Source organism: Bacillus sp. V26 (assembly GCF_034296245.1).
In the GTDB taxonomy this organism is placed as follows: Bacteria; Bacillota; Bacilli; order Bacillales; family Bacillaceae; genus Bacillus; species Bacillus halotolerans.
On the sequence record NZ_JAXKQF010000002.1, the window covers coordinates 572042 to 590385 of the forward strand.

Genomic DNA, 18344 nt, shown 5'->3' on the forward strand with positions numbered 1-18344 from the left:
CATAAACTAAGATTTTATTAGAATAGAAGATAAGAAAAACTTATTGATGATAAAAAGGAGGACGACATGCAGCTTCAAGAGCTTCATATGCTCGTAGTTTTAGCTGAGGAGTTAAATATGAGAAAGGCGGCGGAACGGCTTTTTGTATCCCAGCCGGCTTTATCTCAGCGTTTACAAACCATTGAAAAGGCGTGGGGGACAAAGATATTTTTAAGATCCCAAAAAGGATTGACAGTAACGCCGGCCGGAGAGAAAATCATTCAGTTTGCGAATGACGTTACGTTAGAGCAGGACAGAATTAGAGAAAATATCGATGAACTCGAAGGAGAAATTCACGGCACACTGAAGCTTGCCGTCGCCTCCATCATCGGCCAGCATTGGCTTCCAAAAGTTCTAAAAACGTATGTGGAAAAGTATCCGAATGCAAAGGTCTCGCTCATTACCGGCTGGAGCAGCGAAATGCTGAAAAGCCTTTATGAGGATCAGGTTCATATTGGCATTATTAGAGGAAACCCCGAGTGGAAAGGCCGCAAAGACTATTTAATGACAGACCATCTGTATTTAGTCGACACTGAAATCTCTTGTATAGAAGATATTGCTCATACAGAACGGCCGTTTATCCAATTTAAAAGCGACAGCACTTATTTTCAGGAGATTCAGCATTGGTGGCATCAAAAATTTAAAACGTCGCCAAAACAGACTATATTGGTTGATCAGATTGAAACGTGCAAACAGATGGCACTGCACGGGATCGGATATGCGATTTTGCCGTCTGTTACCCTTCAGAACGAAGATAAAGTCAATAAAATGCCTCTGTTAGACGTGAAAGGCAATCCTATCGGGCGGGATACTTGGTTATTAGGCTATGAACCTGCTTTTGAACTGAAGCAAGTTCAAGCTTTTGTTTCAGTTGTAAAGGAGATGCTTGATCAAGAGCACCCATTTTAAGAGAAAAGACAGCAAAAGGCTGTCTTTTTTTATTTATATGTTGACAATGAAAATCATTATCATTTAAAGTGATACATATGATATTGAAAATCATTATCAATTATGAGGTGATAACATGGCAAAAGCCTTGATTACATATGCCAGCATGTCAGGAAATACCGAAGACATTGCCGGAATTATAAAAGATACACTGCAGGAATATGGTCTAGACATTGATTGCATCGATATGGATGACGCGGAGGCATCGGCTCTGACTTCTTATGATTATGTGCTCATTGGCACCTACACATGGGGAGATGGCGATTTGCCTTACGAAGCAGAGGACTTTTTCGAAGAGGTTCAGCAGCTCCAGCTGAACGGTTTGAAAACAGCTTGCTTCGGCTCGGGGGATTACTCTTATCCAAAGTTTTGCGAAGCTGTCAATTTGTTCAGTGACATGCTGCAAGAGGCGGGAGCTGCTGTCTATCAAGAAACACTTAAAATTGAGCTTGCCCCTGAAACGGATGATGACGTGGAAAGCTGCAGAGAATTTGCAAGAGGTTTTCTTGCATGGGCAGACTTTGTGAACAAGGGAAAAAGCCATGTTTCATAAAGGGGCGACAGCTGTTGCAGCATCGGCGTTTTCTGGCTATTTTGTGGCAGTGAAAAGAGAAGGCATTTTTCATTATTCTTTGGAACAAGGCTGGAAAAAGCTTTTTCGTTTAAAAGCGAAAATACACTGCATCAGTTACATCGGTCCTTACTTATTCGGTGTCGGTGAAAAGGGAACGATCATTCGTTCATCTGACGAAGGGAAAAGCTGGACGATGTCGAGCTTCCCGACAAATGCGACAGTGTGGTCGATTACCGGCAGGAATGATGGATTTGTTTGCGCCCATGGCAAGCATTGCATTTATGTATCAGAAGACTTCGGTATTTCGTGGCGGGTTGCCAAACCCTTTGCGGAATTTGAACATCCGCCTGTTATCCGTTCACTGTGTCTGCATGGCGGGAATCTTTATATTGGTACACAGATACACGAATGTTTCGGAGGGATTTGGGCTTACGATTTCAAACAAGGCGCTGTCCGGATGGTAAAAAAAGAAGACAGCCGTATGACGGCATCCATGCTTGTGTTCGATGAAAAATGGCTGGTTGCTGCAATGGGCTCTGCAAAAGGAAAGCGCGGAGCCGTCACTGCACAACATATTTTAACGGCTGAAGAAGTCACGATACATTCCAGCATGATCAAAAAGGAAGAATCGTTTCTTGATATTTCAGAGGATGATGGCATTATTTATGTCACAACGGCTCAAGACGAAAATGGCTATTCGAGGATTTATCAGGCTGATCTTGAGGCCCAAGAGCTAAAATGGTTCGATACCATTAAAGGTCATGGATGGAGAGTCGCCAATCAAAAAGAAAATTTCTTTTGTGCAGGCTTGTATGAATGTAAATTTGTCCAGCCGTACGAGGTTTCAGCAATGATTCATTAGAGGAGGAATACGGAATTGGGGAAGATTTTGCTGGTTTACGCAACGATGTCAGGCAACACAGAAGCCATGGCTGATTTGATTGAAAAGGGTCTTCAGGAGGCGGAAGCGGAAGTAGATCGATTTGAAGCGATGGACATTGATGATGCCGAGCTGTTTAATGATTATGAACATATCATCTTAGGAACCTATACATGGGGAGACGGTGATCTGCCTGACGAATTTCTTGACCTTGCCGAAGAAATGGAAGCCCTTGACTTTACCGGAAAAACATGCGCCGTTTTCGGTTCCGGTGATACAGCATATGAATATTTCTGCGGTGCTGTAGATACGCTTGAAGAGAAAATAAAAGAACGAGGCGGCGAAATTGTGCTTCCTTCCGTAAAGGTTGAAATGAATCCTGAAGGGGAAGAAGAAGAAGTATTAAAGGAATTCGGCAGACAATTTGCCAGAAAAAGCGGCTGTGCTGTCTGATAGATGCAAAGGGAACTGCCGAGCGGGTGTTTCCTTTTTTTCTTGTCTTTGTATCTTTCCTTTGATACAGTAATGAGGTAGAAAATCAGGAGGAGGACTATACATATGAAAATGATGGACGCAAATGAAATTATTTCATTTATTCAAAATAGCACAAAATCTACACCTGTAAAGGTTTATGTAAAAGGTGAGCTGGAAGGAATCAATTTCGGTGAATCTGCGAAAGCTTTTCTAAACGGAAACACTGGTGTTGTTTTCGGTGAATGGAGCGAAATCAAAACAGCAATTGAAGAAAACCAAAGCAAAATCGAAGATTACGTGGTGGAAAATGACCGCCGCAACTCTGCGATTCCTATGCTTGATCTTAAAGATGTCAAAGCGCGCATCGAGCCGGGTGCGATCATCCGCGACCAAGTTGAAATCGGCGATAACGCAGTCATCATGATGGGAGCTTCTATCAATATCGGATCAGTTATCGGAGAAGGTACAATGATCGATATGAACGTTGTTCTTGGCGGACGAGCTACTGTCGGTAAAAACTGTCACATCGGTGCGGGTTCTGTGCTTGCGGGCGTTATTGAGCCGCCATCCGCTAAACCGGTTGTCATTGAAGACGACGTTGTGATCGGTGCAAATGCTGTCGTACTCGAAGGTGTAACAGTCGGTAAAGGAGCTGTTGTCGCTGCGGGAGCGATCGTAGTGAACGATGTTGAGCCATACACAGTTGTTGCGGGAACACCTGCTAAGAAAATCAAAGATATCGATGAGAAAACAAAAGGCAAAACTGAAATCAAGCAGGAATTACGCCAGCTGTAAGGAATGATTTGATCAAAAAGGCGTGGATGATATATCCACGCCTTATTCGTATAGGCAGGAGGAAATGAAAATGAAGAAAGAGGAGCTCATTGCAATCCGCAGAGATCTGCACCGTATTCCTGAGCTTGGATTTCAGGAATTCAAAACACAGCAATATTTATTAAACGTCTTGGAGCAATATCCGAAAGACAGAATTGAAATTGAGAAATGGAGAACCGGGCTTTTTGTAAAAGTGAACGGAACAGCGCCGGACAAAATGCTCGGATACCGAGCGGACATTGACGCGCTTTCAATCGAAGAGCAGACAGGCCTGCCGTTCGCATCAGAGCATCACGGCAAAATGCACGCCTGCGGACATGATTTGCATATGACGATAGCGCTGGGCATCATCGACCACTTTGTTCATCACCCTGTTAAGCATGATCTGCTCTTTTTATTTCAGCCGGCAGAGGAAGGGCCAGGCGGAGCGGAACCGATGCTTGAGAGCGACGTCTTAAAAAAGTGGCAGCCTGATCTCATTACTGCGCTTCATATTGCTCCAGAGCTTCCGGTCGGCACCATCGCGACAAAAAGCGGTTTGCTTTTTGCGAATACATCAGAGCTTGTCATTGACCTGGAAGGCAAAGGGGGGCATGCCGCTTATCCGCACTTAGCTGAGGATATGGTTGTAGCGGCAAGCACTCTCGTTACTCAATTGCAAACAATCATCTCCAGAAACACAGACCCGCTGGACAGCGCTGTGATTACTATCGGTACGATTACGGGCGGCTCCGCGCAAAATATTATTGCGCAAACAGCTCACCTGGAAGGCACAATCCGCACGCTTTCTGAAGAATCCATGAAGCAGGTAAAGGAACGGATCGAAGATTTAGTGAATGGAATCGAAATCGGCTTCCGCTGTAAAGGAAAAGTGACGTATCCGTCTGTGTATCACCAAGTTTACAATACAAGCGGGCTCACAGAGGAGTTTATGTCTTTTGTTGCTGAGCAAAAATTGGCACAAGTAATCGAAGCAAAAGAAGCGATGACCGGAGAGGATTTTGGCTACATGCTGAAAAAATACCCGGGTTTCATGTTCTGGCTCGGCGCTGATTCCGCGCACGGACTCCATCACGCAAAGCTGAATCCTGATGAAAATGCGATCGAAACAGCGGTTAACGTGATGACAGGTTATTTTTCTGTTTATGCCAATTAAGTACAATGGAAAGAATAAAATGCCATATGATGAGCACCCTATTTAACGGAGGTGTTCTTTATGACAAAAAAAATAGGAATTGAACAGTCGTTATCAGATGTAGAAGCTGCATTAAGAGAAAAAGGATATGACGTTGTCATGATGAAAAGTCCTGCAGATGCAAAAGGCTGTGACTGCTGTGTCGTAACAGGGCTAGACAACAATGTGCAAGGTATTGCCGATACAGTAACACAAGCACCAGTCATTACAGCTTCCGGGATGACTGCTGAAGAAATTTGCAGCGAAGTTGAAAGCAGAATTCAGTAAAGTAAAAACCGAAGCAAAAGCTTCGGTTCTTTTGTTATTCTGTTTCTTTAGGAAAAGCGCGGTCGAGTGCGGTTTTTATTTCTTTTCTCAGCACTCGTTCGACCCGCCACTGTTCCATATTTTCTGTTTTGGCAATGACTCTGATCACAAATTCAGAGGTTCCCAGCTCTTGAATGCCAATGACATTAGGACCCTCTTTTATTTGCGGAAGAGCAGCTGCCGTTTCGTCACATACATGTTGTAAGATGTGAATGGTTTCATCGAGGTTTCTTTCAGCCGGGACTTTAATATCAACCAGCGCCTGCATCGTTCCGCGGGAATGGTTGCTTACATTTGTGATGTTCCGGTTCGGAATGTAATGCAGTGTGCCGTCAAAGCTGCGGATTTGGGTCGTTCTTAAACCGACCTGCTCCACAATTCCGTCAAAGGTCGCAACGGTTATATAATCTCCGACATCCAATTGTTTTTCAAGCAGAATAAAAAAACCTGTCACGATGTCGCTGACAAGGCCTTGGGCGCCAAAACCGACCGCCAGACCTACGATTCCCGCACCTGCTAAAAGAGCGCTCGGGTCGTAATGAAACAAATCCAGAACCATAACGAAAAAAATAAAAATCAATATGTAAGCAAATACGTTAAGTGTCAGGCTTCGGAGCGTGTGAGCGCGTCCGATAGACAGGCTGTTTTGGGCTTCAAATTTTGCAAATAGATGTTTAATAATTCTCATGCCTACAGATCGAACGATAAAATAGAGGCAAATCATAATGACGAGCTTAATGAGTAAAACACCCGCACTGGTGACAAGACCTGCCCAATCATACTGTGTAATGAAATCCATGTTGGAGCTTCCTTTCTGAATGTGTTGCAGCATGTTAAAGTTTGTTTCCCTATACATGAACATGTTAAACTTTTTACCGTAAAATGTCGAAGGCAAAGACATGTATTCTTTGTTAAAAATTGACTGGAAAAATGCGGTTCGATATAATGGTCATTGTGAGGTTATTGACGAAATAAGGAATATTTTCCTTTATTTTCTTGTCCATCTGGCTTTTAAAGCCAAACTATCAATTGGAGGGATACATATGGCAGAACGTATGGTAGGTAAACAAGCTCCTCGTTTTGAAATGGAAGCAGTCCTTGCAAATAAGGAATTTGGCAAAGTAAGTCTTGAAGAAAATATGAAAAATGACAAATGGACAGTTCTTTTCTTCTATCCAATGGACTTTACTTTTGTCTGTCCGACAGAAATTACAGCGATGTCTGACCGTTATGACGAATTCGAAGATCTTGATGCTGAAGTGATCGGCGTTTCAACTGATACAATCCATACTCACTTGGCGTGGATCAACACAGACCGTAAAGAAAATGGTCTTGGTCAGCTGAAATATCCGCTTGCTGCTGATACTAACCATGAAGTATCCCGTGAATATGGCGTTTTAATTGAAGAAGAAGGCGTTGCACTTCGCGGATTGTTTATTATCAATCCTGAAGGCGAGCTACAATATCAAACGGTTTTCCATAACAACATCGGCCGTGACGTTGATGAAACGCTTCGAGTGCTTCAAGCACTTCAAACAGGCGGACTGTGCCCGGCTAACTGGAAACCAGGTCAAAAAACACTTTAATTCTTTTTGAGAACGAAAGAAAAAGGTCTAACAATTCGTTAGGCCTTTTTGACTCTTACTGCTCACTAGGAGGGAAAAGCGATGAAATTACGTCAGCCAATGCCTGAATTGACAGGAGAAAAAGCTTGGTTCAATGGTGAAGTAACAAAAGAACAACTGATTGGAGAAAAACCGACACTTATTCATTTCTGGTCCATCAGCTGCCACCTGTGCAAAGAAGCAATGCCGCAGGTGAATGAATTCCGGGACAAATATCAAGACAAGCTGAACGTTGTAGCTGTTCATATGCCTCGTTCCGAAGATGACCTGGATCTCGACAAAATCAAAGAAGTAGCTGCTGAACATGACATTACTCAGCCTATTTTTGTTGACAGTGACCACGCCTTAACCGACGCATTTGAAAACGAGTATGTGCCTGCGTACTATGTGTTTGATAAAACCGGACAGCTTCGTCATTTTCAAGCCGGCGGCAGCGGCATGAAAATGCTTGAAAAACGTGTGAACCGCGTTCTGGCTGAAACAGAACAAGCAGCTGAATAATTGTGCGCAAATTAAAAACCTGATGTAATCAGGTTTTTTTATTTGCGCAAAAAAGGAAAAGAGTAAGAAGCTTATTTTTCCATATTTGGGAATAAGAAAAACGTTTTTTAATGATTTATCTTCTAAAACAAGAGCTAATTTCTTATGTTTTTCTGCATATTTAGATATTTTTCATATCTCTGAACGCGAAAATTGTAGATATTACACTAAATTTCATTAAAGAAGTAATTAAAAGATATATTTTCAACTTTATTCCAAATGACTGACATAAGCTCTTGAACCCTTGTGAATAAAGAGTTCTGTTAAAAAATAAAACATTTTCAGAAAATAAGGAATTTTTCATAGAGTAAATATAATAGTAAAATGCTAAAATAATAGTTGATAAAATTACTTTTGTAATCTAATATCTTAATTAAAGATGTTAATTCTGATAGGGGGTACATTGAGGAATGTTTAATGAAAGAGAAGCTTTGCGCTTGCGATTAGAACAATTAAATGAAGCTGAAGTGAAAGTCATTCGTGAATATCAAATTGAACGCGATAAAATATACGCAAAATTAAGAGAGCTGGACAGAAATGGAAGCCCTTCCGAAACGAAAAAGGAGTTCCGTTCTGAAAGAAAAACTGACTCTCTGCCAGTTCTCGCCGAGCTTGCAGCTCAGGAAATCAGAAGCTATCAGCCGCCATCACAGCAGCAGTCCGCCCAGCCTCAGCTTCAATCTATTTCCTCTCTTCCTGCCGGTATACCAGATGGAGCGACTAGAAGAAGAAGAGGAACGGCAAGACCGGGATCTAAAGCAGCTAAACTGCGTGAAGCAGCTATTAAAACATTAAAACGCCACAACGCGGCAATTAAAAGCTCTGAACTTCAAAAAGAGATTGAAAAGGAAAGCGGTCTTGAAATCCCTAATATGACAACGTTTATGCAAAGTTTAATTAAAATGTATCCGGAAGTGAAAAAACCGTATCGCGGCCAGTACATTTTAGAGGGTGACATCGAATCAGCTGAATCAGCAACAGAATAAGCACACAGAAAAACTGCTTGGGAGCTCAAGCAGTTTTTTTATTATTGGGTTTTTTTCGGTGAAGGTTTGTTTTCTTTTTCAAGATTAAGCTTATACACCCATTTTTGATAAGGTTTTTCTTCGGCGGCACGGCTCTTCAGCTCTTCAATTTTATGGTTGATAAGCTGGTCAGCTGATTGGGCTCTGGTCAGCTGTTTTTGAAGCTCATTTACTTGTTTTGTGACATCTTCAAGGATGGTCTCTACATGACTTGACGGTGCGTAAACGTTTTGAGCTTCTTCTGCCGTTTTTTCTTTCTGTTTCGCACCGCCATCAATATCGGCAAAATGAGAAGCAATCCAGGCATCACTTTCATCAAGCTGCCGTTTGTACGAAATAATAGTTTCTTGAAATAGTTTTTCTTTTGTTTTTTCTATTTCAAGCAGCCTTTCTTTCGTTTCTATGATTCGGTCTTTCATATGATCTATTTCTATTTTGATATGTTTTAGCTGGTATTCTTTTTCTATCATTTGCTCTTTCAAGCGTCCGTTTTCGGCTTTTATCGTTTCAGCTTGCTGCTTCGCTTGAAACAATTCGTTCTGTTCCCGCTGGATAGAGGTATTAAGATGAATAATTTGTTTATGCAAATTTTTATTTTCTTCCTCAATTTTGATTTTTTCGATATGAAGCTTATGTTTTTCTTCGATTTCGGTTTTGCGTTTGTAGGTTTCTGCGGAAAGAAGCTCCTGCAAGGTGACGATTTTATCGAGCAGTTCGGCTCTCATTTGATGCAGTGTATGGCTCGTATAGGAGGCGTGTTGTTCTTTCATTGACATTTGCTTTAGCTCAGCGGACAGCTGCTGAAGTTTTTCTTTCATATTGGTATTTTCTTTGAGCAGTTTGTTATTTTTCTGATGGAAGTAGCTTGCCTCAAGCTCGGAAATTAGTTTACGGCATCTGGACAGCTCTGATTTTAAATAAAGGTTCTCCTGTGACACGTCATGGAAAAAAGGACCTGTTCTTTTCAATCGAACCATCTCCCTCATGATGTTAACATTACAATATGCAAATACTGAACAGCTATTCCTCTTTAATAAACAGACAAGCATTGGCGTTGGGGCCTTGCTTTTGCTATGCTTTTGGTAACTAGAGGTGAGAGCATGAAACATATAAGTGTACTTTTAGCAGGAGGAGCTTCACGCCGGTTTGGGGAGCCCAAGGCGTTTGTAAAATGGAGAGGCCGCATGTTTTACGAATGGGCTAAAAAGTCGCTGGGTGAGCAAGCGGTCATCATCAGCCGTCCCGAGTTTATCGATAGATTTCAAGAGAATGGCGAAACCGAAGTGTATCAAGACGCGGAGCCGTTCCAAGGAATGGGCCCATTGGCTGGTATCTATACTGCTTTTGAAAAGACAGACGGTGACCTTTATACGATTCTATCCTGTGACACACCGCTGATACGAAAAAGGACGATGGCGGAGCTCAGGCGCATGGTAACTGCCGATACGGATGCAGTCATCCCGATATCAGGCGGACGAGTGCAGCCATTGATAGCACTGTATCATAAAAGGATCATACCTATTCTATATGAACAGCTATCTGAGAAAAAATTAAAACTATCAGATTTCTTAGACCGTATTTCAGTTCGTTACGTACAGGCGGAGGAAATCGCGGCAGTGCCGGAAGAGTTTATGAATATTAATACACGATATGACTATAGGCGTTTGGAAGAACTCAAGACATTCTCCTGGTGGGACTGACGGGCGGAAATCATGGTATGATTGACATAAAAGATAAGGAGATCAGGTTTGATGGAAGAGCGTTATTCACGGCAAATCAGATTTAAGCAAATTGGAGAAGAGGGCCAGCAAAGACTGGCAGACAGCCGCGTGCTGATCGTAGGAGCAGGAGCGCTCGGAACAGCCGGAGCTGAAGGGCTGTCGAGAGCGGGAGTTGGAACCGTCACCATCATTGACCGTGATTATGTAGAATGGAGCAATCTGCAAAGGCAGCAGCTCTATACAGAAAGCGATGCGGAACTCCGCATGCCAAAAGCTATGGCTGCCAAAGAACATTTATCCGCTATTAACAGCGGCATACATATTGAGGCATACGTTACAGAGGGGACGGCTGAAACGCTTGAACCGCTGATCGAAAAAGCGGATGTTGTCATCGATGCAACAGATAATTTTGAAACACGCATGCTTATCAACGACCTAGCTCAGAAAACAAAGACACCGTGGATTTATGGCGCTTGTGTAAGCAGCCAAGGGATGTTCATGACAATTATTCCGGGGGAGACACCTTGTTTGTCTTGTTTGTTTGAGCAAATTCCTGTCGGCGGAGCGACGTGCGATACAGCGGGGATTATTCCGCCTGCTGTCCATATGGTTTCAGCCTATCAGCAGGCGGAGGCGCTGAAACTGTTAACGGGAAACACAGAAGCGATACAGCGCGGCTTTGTCACGTTTGATGTCTGGAACAATTCACATATGAAAATCAACGTTAGCAATGTACGAGTCGAAGATTGTCCGTCATGCGGCGCACACGCAGTTTATCCTTATCTTCAAGACTGGAACACGCCAAAAGCGGCTGTGCTGTGCGGCCGTGATACGGTTCAAGTCAGATCAGAGTCATTAAAAAGAATACCGAAGCAGGAGCTCGCCAGTCGGCTGAAAACAATCGGCAAGGTAGAGGCCAATGCATTTTTGCTTCATATCTATTATGAAAGTTTCAGAATCGTCATTTTTAATGACGGACGGGCTCTGATACACGGAACAAGTGATGTGAAAGAAGCCAATTCTGTGTTGGCAAGAGTAATCGGATTGTAACAACAGGAGGGTTTAGAATGCTGGAGAAAAGAACACCGATACCGGTAGATGAAGCTGTTCGGCGTGTCAGCCGATTTCAAAAACGAGGGGAAACAGAATGGGTGGCGCTTGAAAACAGCCTTCACCGATTTTTAGCTGAAGATGTAACGGCAGATCACCATGTGCCTGCATTTGACCGTTCGCCATATGACGGTTTTGCTGTCAGAGCATGTGATACGGCTGAAGCTTCACGCGAGCACCCTGTCCGCTTTGAGGTCATTGACCATATCGGAGCAGGGGCTGTATCTGAGAAAGAACTTGCTGCGTTTCAGGCAGTGCGGATCATGACAGGTGCGCAAATTCCAAAAGGCGCGGATGCCGTGGTCATGATTGAGCTGACTCAAACCTTTGAAGAGAATGGTCAGCCGTTTATGTCTTTAAAACGCCGCTTCCAGCCAGGGGATAATATTTCAAAAACAGGTGAAGATGCTCAAAAAGGGAGTGTTTTAGTCAGAAAGGGCACGCGAATTACCCCGGGGGTAACAGCTCTTCTGGCAACCTTTGGATACGCTTCTGTGCCTGTCGTGAGAAAGCCTGTTGTCGGGATTATCGCTACCGGCACTGAATTGCTGAATGTCAGTGACCCGCTGGAGCCGGGAAAAATCCGTAACAGCAACGCCAGTATGGTATATGCACAAGTTATCGAAGCGGGCGCTTCACCTCTTTACTTAGGGAAAATCTCCGATGATCTTGATCAAAGCTTTGCTGCGGTCGAGGAAGCAATGGAAAAGGTTGATTTTCTAATCACAACAGGCGGCGTGTCAGTGGGTGACTTTGACTTTTTGCCTGCAATCTATGAAAGGCTCGGAGCTGATGTGCTCTTTAATAAAGTTGCTATGCGCCCGGGAAGTGTAACGACCGTGGCTCATGCAAACGATATGCTGCTGTTTGGGCTGTCAGGTAACCCGTCGGCTTGCTATGTCGGTTTTGAACTGTTTGTAAAACCGATGATCCGGTCATGGCTGCTTCATGATAAACCGCATCCAATTTGCGCAGAAGCTGTTTTAACTAAGGACTTTCCGAAGCCGAATCCTTTTACCCGATTTGTACGTGCTTATGTACACCATCAGGAAGGAAAGCTGTTAGCGGCTCCCGTTGGATTAGATAAGTCAAGCTCTGTCACTTCACTTGCAGAAGCGAATGCGTTTATCATCCTGCCGGGCGGTACGAGAGGTTACGAATCAGGCAGAACGGTCCACGTGCTGCTGATCAGAGAAGAGAATGGAAGTGAGTGGCCTTGGTCCGTCCTTTCCCGATCGTCCAAATTGTAGGATTCCAAAACAGCGGAAAAACAACGTTGATAGAGCATATTCTTAAAAAAGCCGCACAACAGGGACTGCATGCAGGCTGCCTGAAGCATCACGGTCATGGCGGCGAACCGGAAGCATTCACTGAAGGAAAAGACACTGACCGTTACCAAGCTGCGGGAGCTGATGTAACAGCAGTAGAAGGAGCGGGTGTTTTACAGCTTACGGCCCGCCGTAAATGGGATCTCCCGCAGCTGATCGAGTTATATCGCTTTCTCGATATGGATTGCCTGCTCATAGAAGGCTTTAAAAAAGCTCCTTATCCTAAAGTAGTAATAGTACGAGATAAGGATGATCTGGCTGAACTGCAGGCAGTAAATATAATCGGAATTATATACAGAGAAAAAAAACAAATGGCTGCACACCAAGGATTACCCGTTTTTCACGCGGATGATCCTGCAGCAGTTGAGTATGTGCTTTCACAGCTGAAGGGGGAATCTGTGTAATGGGACGGTTTGAGATTACGAAAACACCCATCGTTACTGAAGATATCATAAAGAAAGTAGAGAAACGGGAAGCCGGAGCTATTACCACGTTTATCGGGACAGTTCGGGAGTGGACAAACGGAAAAAAAACAATCCGGCTGGAATATGAGGCTTATGAACCGATGGCTGTGCAGATGCTGGCCCAAATCGGGGCTGAAATAGAAGAGAAATGGAAAGGTGCTTCGGCTGCTATCACACATCGGATCGGTGTACTGGATATCGGCGAAGCGGCAGTTGTCATCGCTGTGTCTTCTCCCCATCGAAAAGCCGCTTATGAAGCCAATGAGTATGCAATCGAACGCATTAAACAGATTGTGCCTATTTGGAAAAAAGAAATTTGGGAAGACGGAGAGCAATGGATCGGTGACCAGCTTGAGACAACAGCTTATCCGAATGGAAAACCAGATGTAAGTGAGGGGGAGCAGCGTGATTAACATTCTTTTGTTTGCGGGACTTGCTGAAAAGGCCGGCACGTCAACGCTTGAAATTGATATGGAACAAGCAACAACCGATGATATAAAAGCGGTATTAAAGGAACAATACGGACTTGAATCAATTGATACGGCTATGATTGCTGTAAATGAAAACTACGTCAAAGAAAATACCTCAGTATCTTCCGGTGACAAGGTGGCTGTTATTCCACCTGTCAGCGGGGGATGAAAACCGGACGGCGATAAAGCCGTCCGGTTTTTGCGTTAAAAGCCATATCTCTCCGTTTTTTGCATATCCTGCTCATCATCCTGCATACAATGATTTTCTGTAGGCATTTATTTTACATAAGTCCCGCCATATAAAGTAAGAGACCATCTCCACCATTAGATTGAATTTTCGAAAAATGATAGAAATTTATTTCGGGAATCGATATAGTAAGGGTGAAAAAACTGGAAGGGTGCTGGGTATGGAGACATTTAAAAGATTAAAAGCATTTTATTGGCCGTACAGAAAGGTGTTTATGTGGTCGCTTCTGGCGATGCTTTTGATGACAGTCATTACGGTCGTTTATCCGATCATTCTGCAAATTACAATCGATGAGATCGTACTCGGGAGGCAGTATCAGCTTGCAGCATGGATCAGTCTGGGATTTATTGCGGTTATGGCTGTAAAAGGAACCGCTACTTTTTTTCATCAGTATTTAGGTGATATGTTTGGCATCAAATCTGTTTATCGGCTGAGAAATGGCCTGTATGCAAAACTGCAGAGGCTTTCTTTTTCTTACTATGACAACGCAAAAACAGGTGATTTGATGTCCAGGCTGACAGCCGATGTTGAAGGGCTCAGGTTTTTTTTATCCTACGGGCTTGCTGAGTTTATTCGATTCGGCTTGCTGGTTGCGATCAGTTTATCGGTCATGTTTTACTATTCGGTTCCGCTTACGCTGGTAACAATCGCTGCTTTGCCTTTTCTGGCGGTCGCAGTATATCAGTTTGACAAAAGAGTACACCCCGCCTTCCGAGGCATCAGAAAATCGTTTGCGAAACTCAATACAAAGGTGCAGGAAAATATCAGCGGCATCAACACAGTTAAGTCACTATCAAGAGAAGATTTTCAAATCAGCGCCTTTAATAAGGCAAATGCGGCCTACAGAACAAAATATTTACAAACGTCATCCATCTGGTCTGCGTATTTTCCGCTGATGGAGTTTATCGGCAATATTTGTATTGTGGCTCTTCTTTCATACGGCGGCTATTTGGTCATGCAAAATCAGCTGAATCCGGGTGAGCTTGTCGCTTTCTTCAGTCTGGTCAATTATATGATGTGGCCAATCATGAACTTAGGTTTTGTGATTAATATGTTTTCTCAGGCAAAAGCCTCAGGAGAGCGTCTGTTAGACATTCTTGATGAAGAGGAAGACATTAAAGACCACGTTCATGCTTTACATCAGCCAAAGCTAACCGGAGATGTCTCATTCAAAGATGTAACTCTCACATACAGAAATGAACAAACGAACGCGCTTTCCAATGTAAGCTTTGAAGCAAAAAGCGGAAAGATGATCGGACTTTTGGGCCCTACGGGATCTGGAAAAAGCTCAGTCACACAGCTCCTCACTAGATTTTACAGTCCTGCAGGCGGAATCATCACGATTGATCATAAACCTATCACAGATTATTCATTAAAAACCCTTCGCTCAAATATTGGAGTTGTACTTCAAGAATCATTCCTATTTTCATCTACTATTCGATCAAATATTTCATACGGGAAGCCGGATGCTTCGATGGGCGACATTATAAATGCGGCAAAAAGAGCTCAGGCCCACGATTTTATTATGGAACTGCCTGACGGATATGACACCATGCTTGGAGAAAGGGGGCTGGGGCTTTCAGGCGGCCAGAAGCAGCGTATTGCTATTGCCAGAGCCATCTGTTTAAACCCGAGCATTTTAATATTAGATGACGCCACAAGTGCAGTAGATATGCAAACTGAGCACAGCATACAGCTTGCGTTAAAAGAAGTCATGAAAAACCGCACAACCTTTATCATCGCTCACCGCATTTCTTCACTGAAACACGCAGATGAAATTCTTGTCTTTGATAAAGGTAGCATTCGTGAAAGAGGCAATCATCACGAGCTTCTTGCCAAGAACGGCTATTACAAAAAGATATACGATTTGCAATACCGGGATGTCAATATGATAAATGAGCCGCATCAGGTCGGATAGGGAGGAACATATGAAACAAGCAAAAAAACAGGGGATTTTGGAGCGTTTCTATTATTCTTCAGATGAAATCATTGAAAAACCGTTTAACTGGGCTCAAATGTGGCGGCTGTTAAGCTATGTCAAACCATACCGAAAAACAATTCTGCCGCTTTCTTTTCTCACCGTTTTGATTGGGACAGCTGTGAAGCTTGTCATTCCCATTCTGATCGGTGTTTATGTTCTCGATCAAGCCATTACAGCAAAGAATTCGGAATTGCTGATGCAGCTGATTATTTTGATCAGCGTTTTATACGCTGTTAATTATGCAGCCAATATGCTAAGGATCAGATGGATGAACCAGCTTGGCCAGCATGTCATTTACGATTTGCGCCAGCATTTATTTACGCATGTGCAGCGCTTGTCCCACCGATTTTTTGATCAGAGATCGGCAGGGTCTATTCTCGTCAGAATTATGAATGACATTAACTCCCTTCAGGAGCTTTTCACAAGCGGCGTGATTAACTTATTAACAGATTTATTGCTTTTGGCGGGAGTTGTCATCATTTTATTCACGCTGAGTCCTGAACTGACCATAGCCATCATGGTGACTCTGCCGATTATGTTTTTTATTTCAACAAGTCTCAGAAAAAAAATCCGCCGTTCATGGCAAACGGTGCGTCTGAAGCAATCAAAGCTGAACTCTCATTTAAACGAAAGCATACAAGGTATCCGCGTAACGCAGGCTTTCACGCAGGAACAAGAAAACATGGCGTATTTTGACGGAGTCAATCAGGAGAACTATCAATCATGGCGGGAAGCAACAAGAAAAAATGCTGTGTTCCGTCCGCTGGTAGAAATGACAAATGCGATAGGAACGGCTGTATTAATTTGGTATGGCGCCACACTCATCATGAACCAAACCATTACAATAGGTGTCTTCGTATCTTTCGCCTTCTATTTAGGCATGTTTTGGGAGCCTATTTCAAGATTAGGCCAGGTTTATAACCAATTGTTAATGGGGATGGCCTCGTCAGAGCGGATTTTCGAGTTTTTAGACGAACAGCCGAACGTCAAGGAAAAGCGGGATGCCATTCACAAGAAAAATATTAAAGGCCATATCAGCTTTGAAGAGGTTGAATTTTCTTATGATGAAAAACGAAAGGCACTTCATGCCGTTTCCTTTTCTATTCCTGCAGGCTCGACACTTGCACTTGTCGGACACACAGGGAGCGGAAAAACAACGATTGCCAATTTAATCAGCCGATTTTATGATGCAACAGGAGGAACCATTAAAATAGACGGCACTCCGGTAAAAGACCTGTCCATTGCCAGTTTACGCTCTCAAATCAGCATTGTGCTTCAAGATACGTTTATTTTCTCCGGAACGATTATGGAAAATATTCGTTTCGGAAGGCCGGATGCGTCAGACGAAGAAGTGATAAAAGCTGCTCAAGCAGTCGGAGCGGATGAGTTTATTTCTGGTTTAGCAGAAGGATACGAAACAGAAGTGGAAGAAAGGGGCAGCGTATTATCCGCCGGTCAGTGCCAGCTCATTTCCTTCGCAAGAGCGCTGCTCGCAGATCCTGCTATTATCATTCTTGACGAAGCCACGGCAAGCATTGATACAGAGACAGAAGTCAAAATCCAGCAGGCTTTAAAAACTTTGCTGAAAGGCCGTACAGCCGTCATGATTGCCCATAGACTGTCCACGATCCGCGACGCCGACCATATCATCGTTCTTGATCACGGCAGGAAAATGGAAGAGGGCAGCCACGAACAGCTGCTTGCGAAAGGAGGTATTTATGCAGGACTGGTGAAAGCGCAATACAGCATAGCTGCCGAATAAAAGCCTTCAGCTTGAAAATCTGAAGGCCTGTTGAATGATTTGGATATTTTTTAAAAAAATATGAAACTTTTTTTAGATCCTTTCGTATTATCAGCTAGATATGTTCAAGGAGGTTTTATATATGGAAGCAAATGTAGAAAAAAACGGCGGAGTGTCAACTGAAAAGCCATCCCTTTTTGGAGTGATCACAAGTCCTGGAACTCAATTTGAGAGAATAAGAGAAAGGCCGGTTGTATGGGGCCCGCTCTTAATTGTTGCGGCAATCATCATAGTTGGTGCTGTATTGCAGGGTCTCGGAACAGATTATAGCGAGCTTCTTAAAGCGACGGATACTGAAGGTTTATCGCCTGAGCAGATTTCAACTGTCGCCACTATTACCAAGTTTGGAGCAATGGCAGGTTCGATTCTCGGCGGAATTGCAGCTTTATTTATTGCACCTCTCATTTATTGGCTCTGTGTGAAAATATCAGGAGGCGTAACGACGTATAAGAAAATGCTTTCTCTCGGTCTGTTTGTCTCCTTAATCAGCAGCTTAGGATTATTAATCAACGGAATTGTTGCTTTTACAACTGACACAAGTTCACTTTACAGCATGACGTCACTTGCGGGAATTATTCCTTCAGACATGCCTTTAGCCAATGTATTAAATACATTTGAAATCTTCAGCATTTGGAGCTATGTATTATTAGCGATCGGTCTTCACAAAACGGGAGGCATCTCCAAAAAAGCAGGGTGGATATCTGTTATTATTCTTTTCGTCCTTTTGGTCGCATTTTCGTTTGTTTCAGGGGCGATAAACTCTGTGGCAGGTGCATAAATAG

The 18344-nt window shown here is 43.3% G+C and carries 21 protein-coding genes; 19 read left to right on the forward strand and 2 right to left on the reverse strand.

Annotated elements, in window-relative coordinates; translation table 11 throughout:
* The first annotated feature begins 66 nt into the window (after positions 1 to 66).
* The 7 genes from ccpC (at position 67) to UJ203_RS10385 (ending at position 5211) form a co-directional block, all read left to right on the forward strand.
* A complete protein-coding gene (gene ccpC / locus UJ203_RS10355) occupies positions 67 to 948 on the forward strand; it encodes a transcriptional regulator CcpC (RefSeq protein ID WP_044156069.1) in 882 nt (293 codons plus the stop codon).
* Positions 949 to 1063: 115 nt separating this feature from the next.
* Positions 1064 to 1540, forward strand: a complete 477-nt coding sequence (locus UJ203_RS10360; protein WP_105955554.1) for a flavodoxin — start codon at positions 1064 to 1066, stop codon at positions 1538 to 1540.
* Positions 1530 to 2423, forward strand: a complete 894-nt coding sequence (locus UJ203_RS10365) for an exo-alpha-sialidase (protein WP_322010478.1) — start codon at positions 1530 to 1532, stop codon at positions 2421 to 2423. The genes UJ203_RS10360 and UJ203_RS10365 overlap by 11 nt, the downstream gene beginning before the upstream one ends.
* Before the next feature lie 15 nt (positions 2424 to 2438).
* Positions 2439 to 2894 carry a flavodoxin gene (locus UJ203_RS10370; protein WP_024121225.1) on the forward strand — a complete coding sequence of 152 codons (456 nt, stop codon included), beginning with the start codon at positions 2439 to 2441 and terminating at the stop codon, positions 2892 to 2894.
* Between the two features lie 105 nt (positions 2895 to 2999).
* Positions 3000 to 3710 carry a 2,3,4,5-tetrahydropyridine-2,6-dicarboxylate N-acetyltransferase gene (gene dapD / locus UJ203_RS10375; RefSeq protein WP_024121226.1) on the forward strand — a complete coding sequence of 237 codons (711 nt, stop codon included), beginning with the start codon at positions 3000 to 3002 and terminating at the stop codon, positions 3708 to 3710.
* A 70-nt stretch (positions 3711 to 3780) separates the two neighbouring features.
* Positions 3781 to 4905 carry an N-acetyldiaminopimelate deacetylase gene (locus UJ203_RS10380; RefSeq protein WP_322010481.1) on the forward strand — a complete coding sequence of 375 codons (1125 nt, stop codon included), beginning with the start codon at positions 3781 to 3783 and terminating at the stop codon, positions 4903 to 4905.
* Positions 4906 to 4965: 60 nt separating this feature from the next.
* A complete protein-coding gene (locus tag UJ203_RS10385; RefSeq protein WP_010334064.1) occupies positions 4966 to 5211 on the forward strand; it encodes a YkuS family protein in 246 nt (81 codons plus the stop codon).
* A 34-nt stretch (positions 5212 to 5245) separates the two neighbouring features.
* Here the strand turns inward: UJ203_RS10385 and UJ203_RS10390 are convergent, their stop codons facing one another.
* Positions 5246 to 6049, reverse strand: a complete 804-nt coding sequence (locus UJ203_RS10390; RefSeq protein ID WP_105990728.1) for a mechanosensitive ion channel family protein — start codon at positions 6047 to 6049, stop codon at positions 5246 to 5248.
* Between the two features lie 244 nt (positions 6050 to 6293).
* Here UJ203_RS10390 and ahpA point away from each other — a divergent pair, with 244 nt between their 5' ends.
* From ahpA to rok, 3 genes are all read left to right on the forward strand, one after another.
* The gene (ahpA, locus tag UJ203_RS10395; protein ID WP_010334066.1) at positions 6294 to 6836 is read left to right on the forward strand and encodes a biofilm-specific peroxidase AhpA; all 543 of its coding nucleotides are present in this window, start codon (positions 6294 to 6296) and stop codon (positions 6834 to 6836) included.
* An 81-nt stretch (positions 6837 to 6917) separates the two neighbouring features.
* Positions 6918 to 7376: a thiol-disulfide oxidoreductase YkuV gene (ykuV, locus tag UJ203_RS10400; RefSeq protein ID WP_059292859.1), complete on the forward strand. Its 459-nt coding sequence runs from the start codon at positions 6918 to 6920 to the stop codon at positions 7374 to 7376.
* Between the two features lie 449 nt (positions 7377 to 7825).
* On the forward strand, positions 7826 to 8401 hold the full coding sequence (rok, locus tag UJ203_RS10405; RefSeq protein WP_105954142.1) for a transcriptional regulator Rok: 576 nt from the start codon (positions 7826 to 7828) through the stop codon (positions 8399 to 8401).
* A 41-nt stretch (positions 8402 to 8442) separates the two neighbouring features.
* Here rok and UJ203_RS10410 read toward each other — a convergent pair whose 3' ends face one another.
* On the reverse strand, positions 8443 to 9408 hold the full coding sequence (locus UJ203_RS10410; RefSeq protein ID WP_322010490.1) for a sporulation protein: 966 nt from the start codon (positions 9406 to 9408) through the stop codon (positions 8443 to 8445).
* A 132-nt stretch (positions 9409 to 9540) separates the two neighbouring features.
* On the opposite strand from UJ203_RS10410, the gene UJ203_RS10415 reads away from it, so the two are divergent.
* The 9 genes from UJ203_RS10415 to yknW all read left to right on the forward strand — a co-directional run bounded on the left by UJ203_RS10415 (position 9541) and on the right by yknW (position 18340).
* A complete protein-coding gene (locus UJ203_RS10415) occupies positions 9541 to 10140 on the forward strand; it encodes a molybdenum cofactor guanylyltransferase (RefSeq protein WP_322010492.1) in 600 nt (199 codons plus the stop codon).
* Between the two features lie 51 nt (positions 10141 to 10191).
* On the forward strand, positions 10192 to 11211 hold the full coding sequence (locus UJ203_RS10420) for a MoeB/ThiF family adenylyltransferase (RefSeq protein WP_322010495.1): 1020 nt from the start codon (positions 10192 to 10194) through the stop codon (positions 11209 to 11211).
* 17 nt (positions 11212 to 11228) lie between these two features.
* On the forward strand, positions 11229 to 12521 hold the full coding sequence (gene glp / locus UJ203_RS10425) for a gephyrin-like molybdotransferase Glp (protein WP_202852477.1): 1293 nt from the start codon (positions 11229 to 11231) through the stop codon (positions 12519 to 12521).
* Positions 12482 to 13003, forward strand: a complete 522-nt coding sequence (gene mobB, locus UJ203_RS10430) for a molybdopterin-guanine dinucleotide biosynthesis protein B (protein WP_322010497.1) — start codon at positions 12482 to 12484, stop codon at positions 13001 to 13003. The genes glp and mobB overlap by 40 nt, the downstream gene beginning before the upstream one ends.
* Entirely contained in the window at positions 13003 to 13476 is a 474-nt protein-coding gene (locus UJ203_RS10435) for a molybdenum cofactor biosynthesis protein MoaE (RefSeq protein WP_105990734.1), read from the forward strand. The genes mobB and UJ203_RS10435 overlap by 1 nt, the downstream gene beginning before the upstream one ends.
* Positions 13469 to 13702, forward strand: a complete 234-nt coding sequence (gene moaD, locus UJ203_RS10440) for a molybdopterin converting factor subunit 1 (protein WP_105990735.1) — start codon at positions 13469 to 13471, stop codon at positions 13700 to 13702. The genes UJ203_RS10435 and moaD overlap by 8 nt, the downstream gene beginning before the upstream one ends.
* Before the next feature lie 238 nt (positions 13703 to 13940).
* Positions 13941 to 15698 carry an ABC transporter ATP-binding protein gene (locus UJ203_RS10445; protein ID WP_202852479.1) on the forward strand — a complete coding sequence of 586 codons (1758 nt, stop codon included), beginning with the start codon at positions 13941 to 13943 and terminating at the stop codon, positions 15696 to 15698.
* Between the two features lie 10 nt (positions 15699 to 15708).
* Complete coding sequence (locus UJ203_RS10450) at positions 15709 to 17523, forward strand: ABC transporter ATP-binding protein (protein ID WP_322010501.1); 1815 nt, start codon at positions 15709 to 15711, stop codon at positions 17521 to 17523.
* A 121-nt stretch (positions 17524 to 17644) separates the two neighbouring features.
* Positions 17645 to 18340, forward strand: coding sequence for a toxin SDP protection protein YknW (gene yknW / locus UJ203_RS10455; RefSeq protein WP_024121240.1), 696 nt, complete (start codon positions 17645 to 17647; stop codon positions 18338 to 18340).
* Positions 18341 to 18344 lie beyond the last annotated feature (4 nt).

Coding starts and splice junctions, on each gene's coding strand:
- ccpC (WP_044156069.1), top strand. CDS start 67: ATGCAGCTTCAAGAGCTTCATATGCTCGTAGTTTTAGCTGAGGAGTTA.
- UJ203_RS10360 (WP_105955554.1), top strand. CDS start 1,064: ATGGCAAAAGCCTTGATTACATATGCCAGCATGTCAGGAAATACCGAA.
- UJ203_RS10365 (WP_322010478.1), top strand. CDS start 1,530: ATGTTTCATAAAGGGGCGACAGCTGTTGCAGCATCGGCGTTTTCTGGC.
- dapD (WP_024121226.1), top strand. CDS start 3,000: ATGAAAATGATGGACGCAAATGAAATTATTTCATTTATTCAAAATAGC.
- UJ203_RS10380 (WP_322010481.1), top strand. CDS start 3,781: ATGAAGAAAGAGGAGCTCATTGCAATCCGCAGAGATCTGCACCGTATT.
- UJ203_RS10385 (WP_010334064.1), top strand. CDS start 4,966: ATGACAAAAAAAATAGGAATTGAACAGTCGTTATCAGATGTAGAAGCT.
- UJ203_RS10390 (WP_105990728.1), bottom strand. CDS start 6,049: ATGGATTTCATTACACAGTATGATTGGGCAGGTCTTGTCACCAGTGCG.
- ahpA (WP_010334066.1), top strand. CDS start 6,294: ATGGCAGAACGTATGGTAGGTAAACAAGCTCCTCGTTTTGAAATGGAA.
- ykuV (WP_059292859.1), top strand. CDS start 6,918: ATGAAATTACGTCAGCCAATGCCTGAATTGACAGGAGAAAAAGCTTGG.
- rok (WP_105954142.1), top strand. CDS start 7,826: ATGTTTAATGAAAGAGAAGCTTTGCGCTTGCGATTAGAACAATTAAAT.
- UJ203_RS10415 (WP_322010492.1), top strand. CDS start 9,541: ATGAAACATATAAGTGTACTTTTAGCAGGAGGAGCTTCACGCCGGTTT.
- UJ203_RS10420 (WP_322010495.1), top strand. CDS start 10,192: ATGGAAGAGCGTTATTCACGGCAAATCAGATTTAAGCAAATTGGAGAA.
- glp (WP_202852477.1), top strand. CDS start 11,229: ATGCTGGAGAAAAGAACACCGATACCGGTAGATGAAGCTGTTCGGCGT.
- UJ203_RS10435 (WP_105990734.1), top strand. CDS start 13,003: ATGGGACGGTTTGAGATTACGAAAACACCCATCGTTACTGAAGATATC.
- UJ203_RS10445 (WP_202852479.1), top strand. CDS start 13,941: ATGGAGACATTTAAAAGATTAAAAGCATTTTATTGGCCGTACAGAAAG.
- UJ203_RS10450 (WP_322010501.1), top strand. CDS start 15,709: ATGAAACAAGCAAAAAAACAGGGGATTTTGGAGCGTTTCTATTATTCT.
- yknW (WP_024121240.1), top strand. CDS start 17,645: ATGGAAGCAAATGTAGAAAAAAACGGCGGAGTGTCAACTGAAAAGCCA.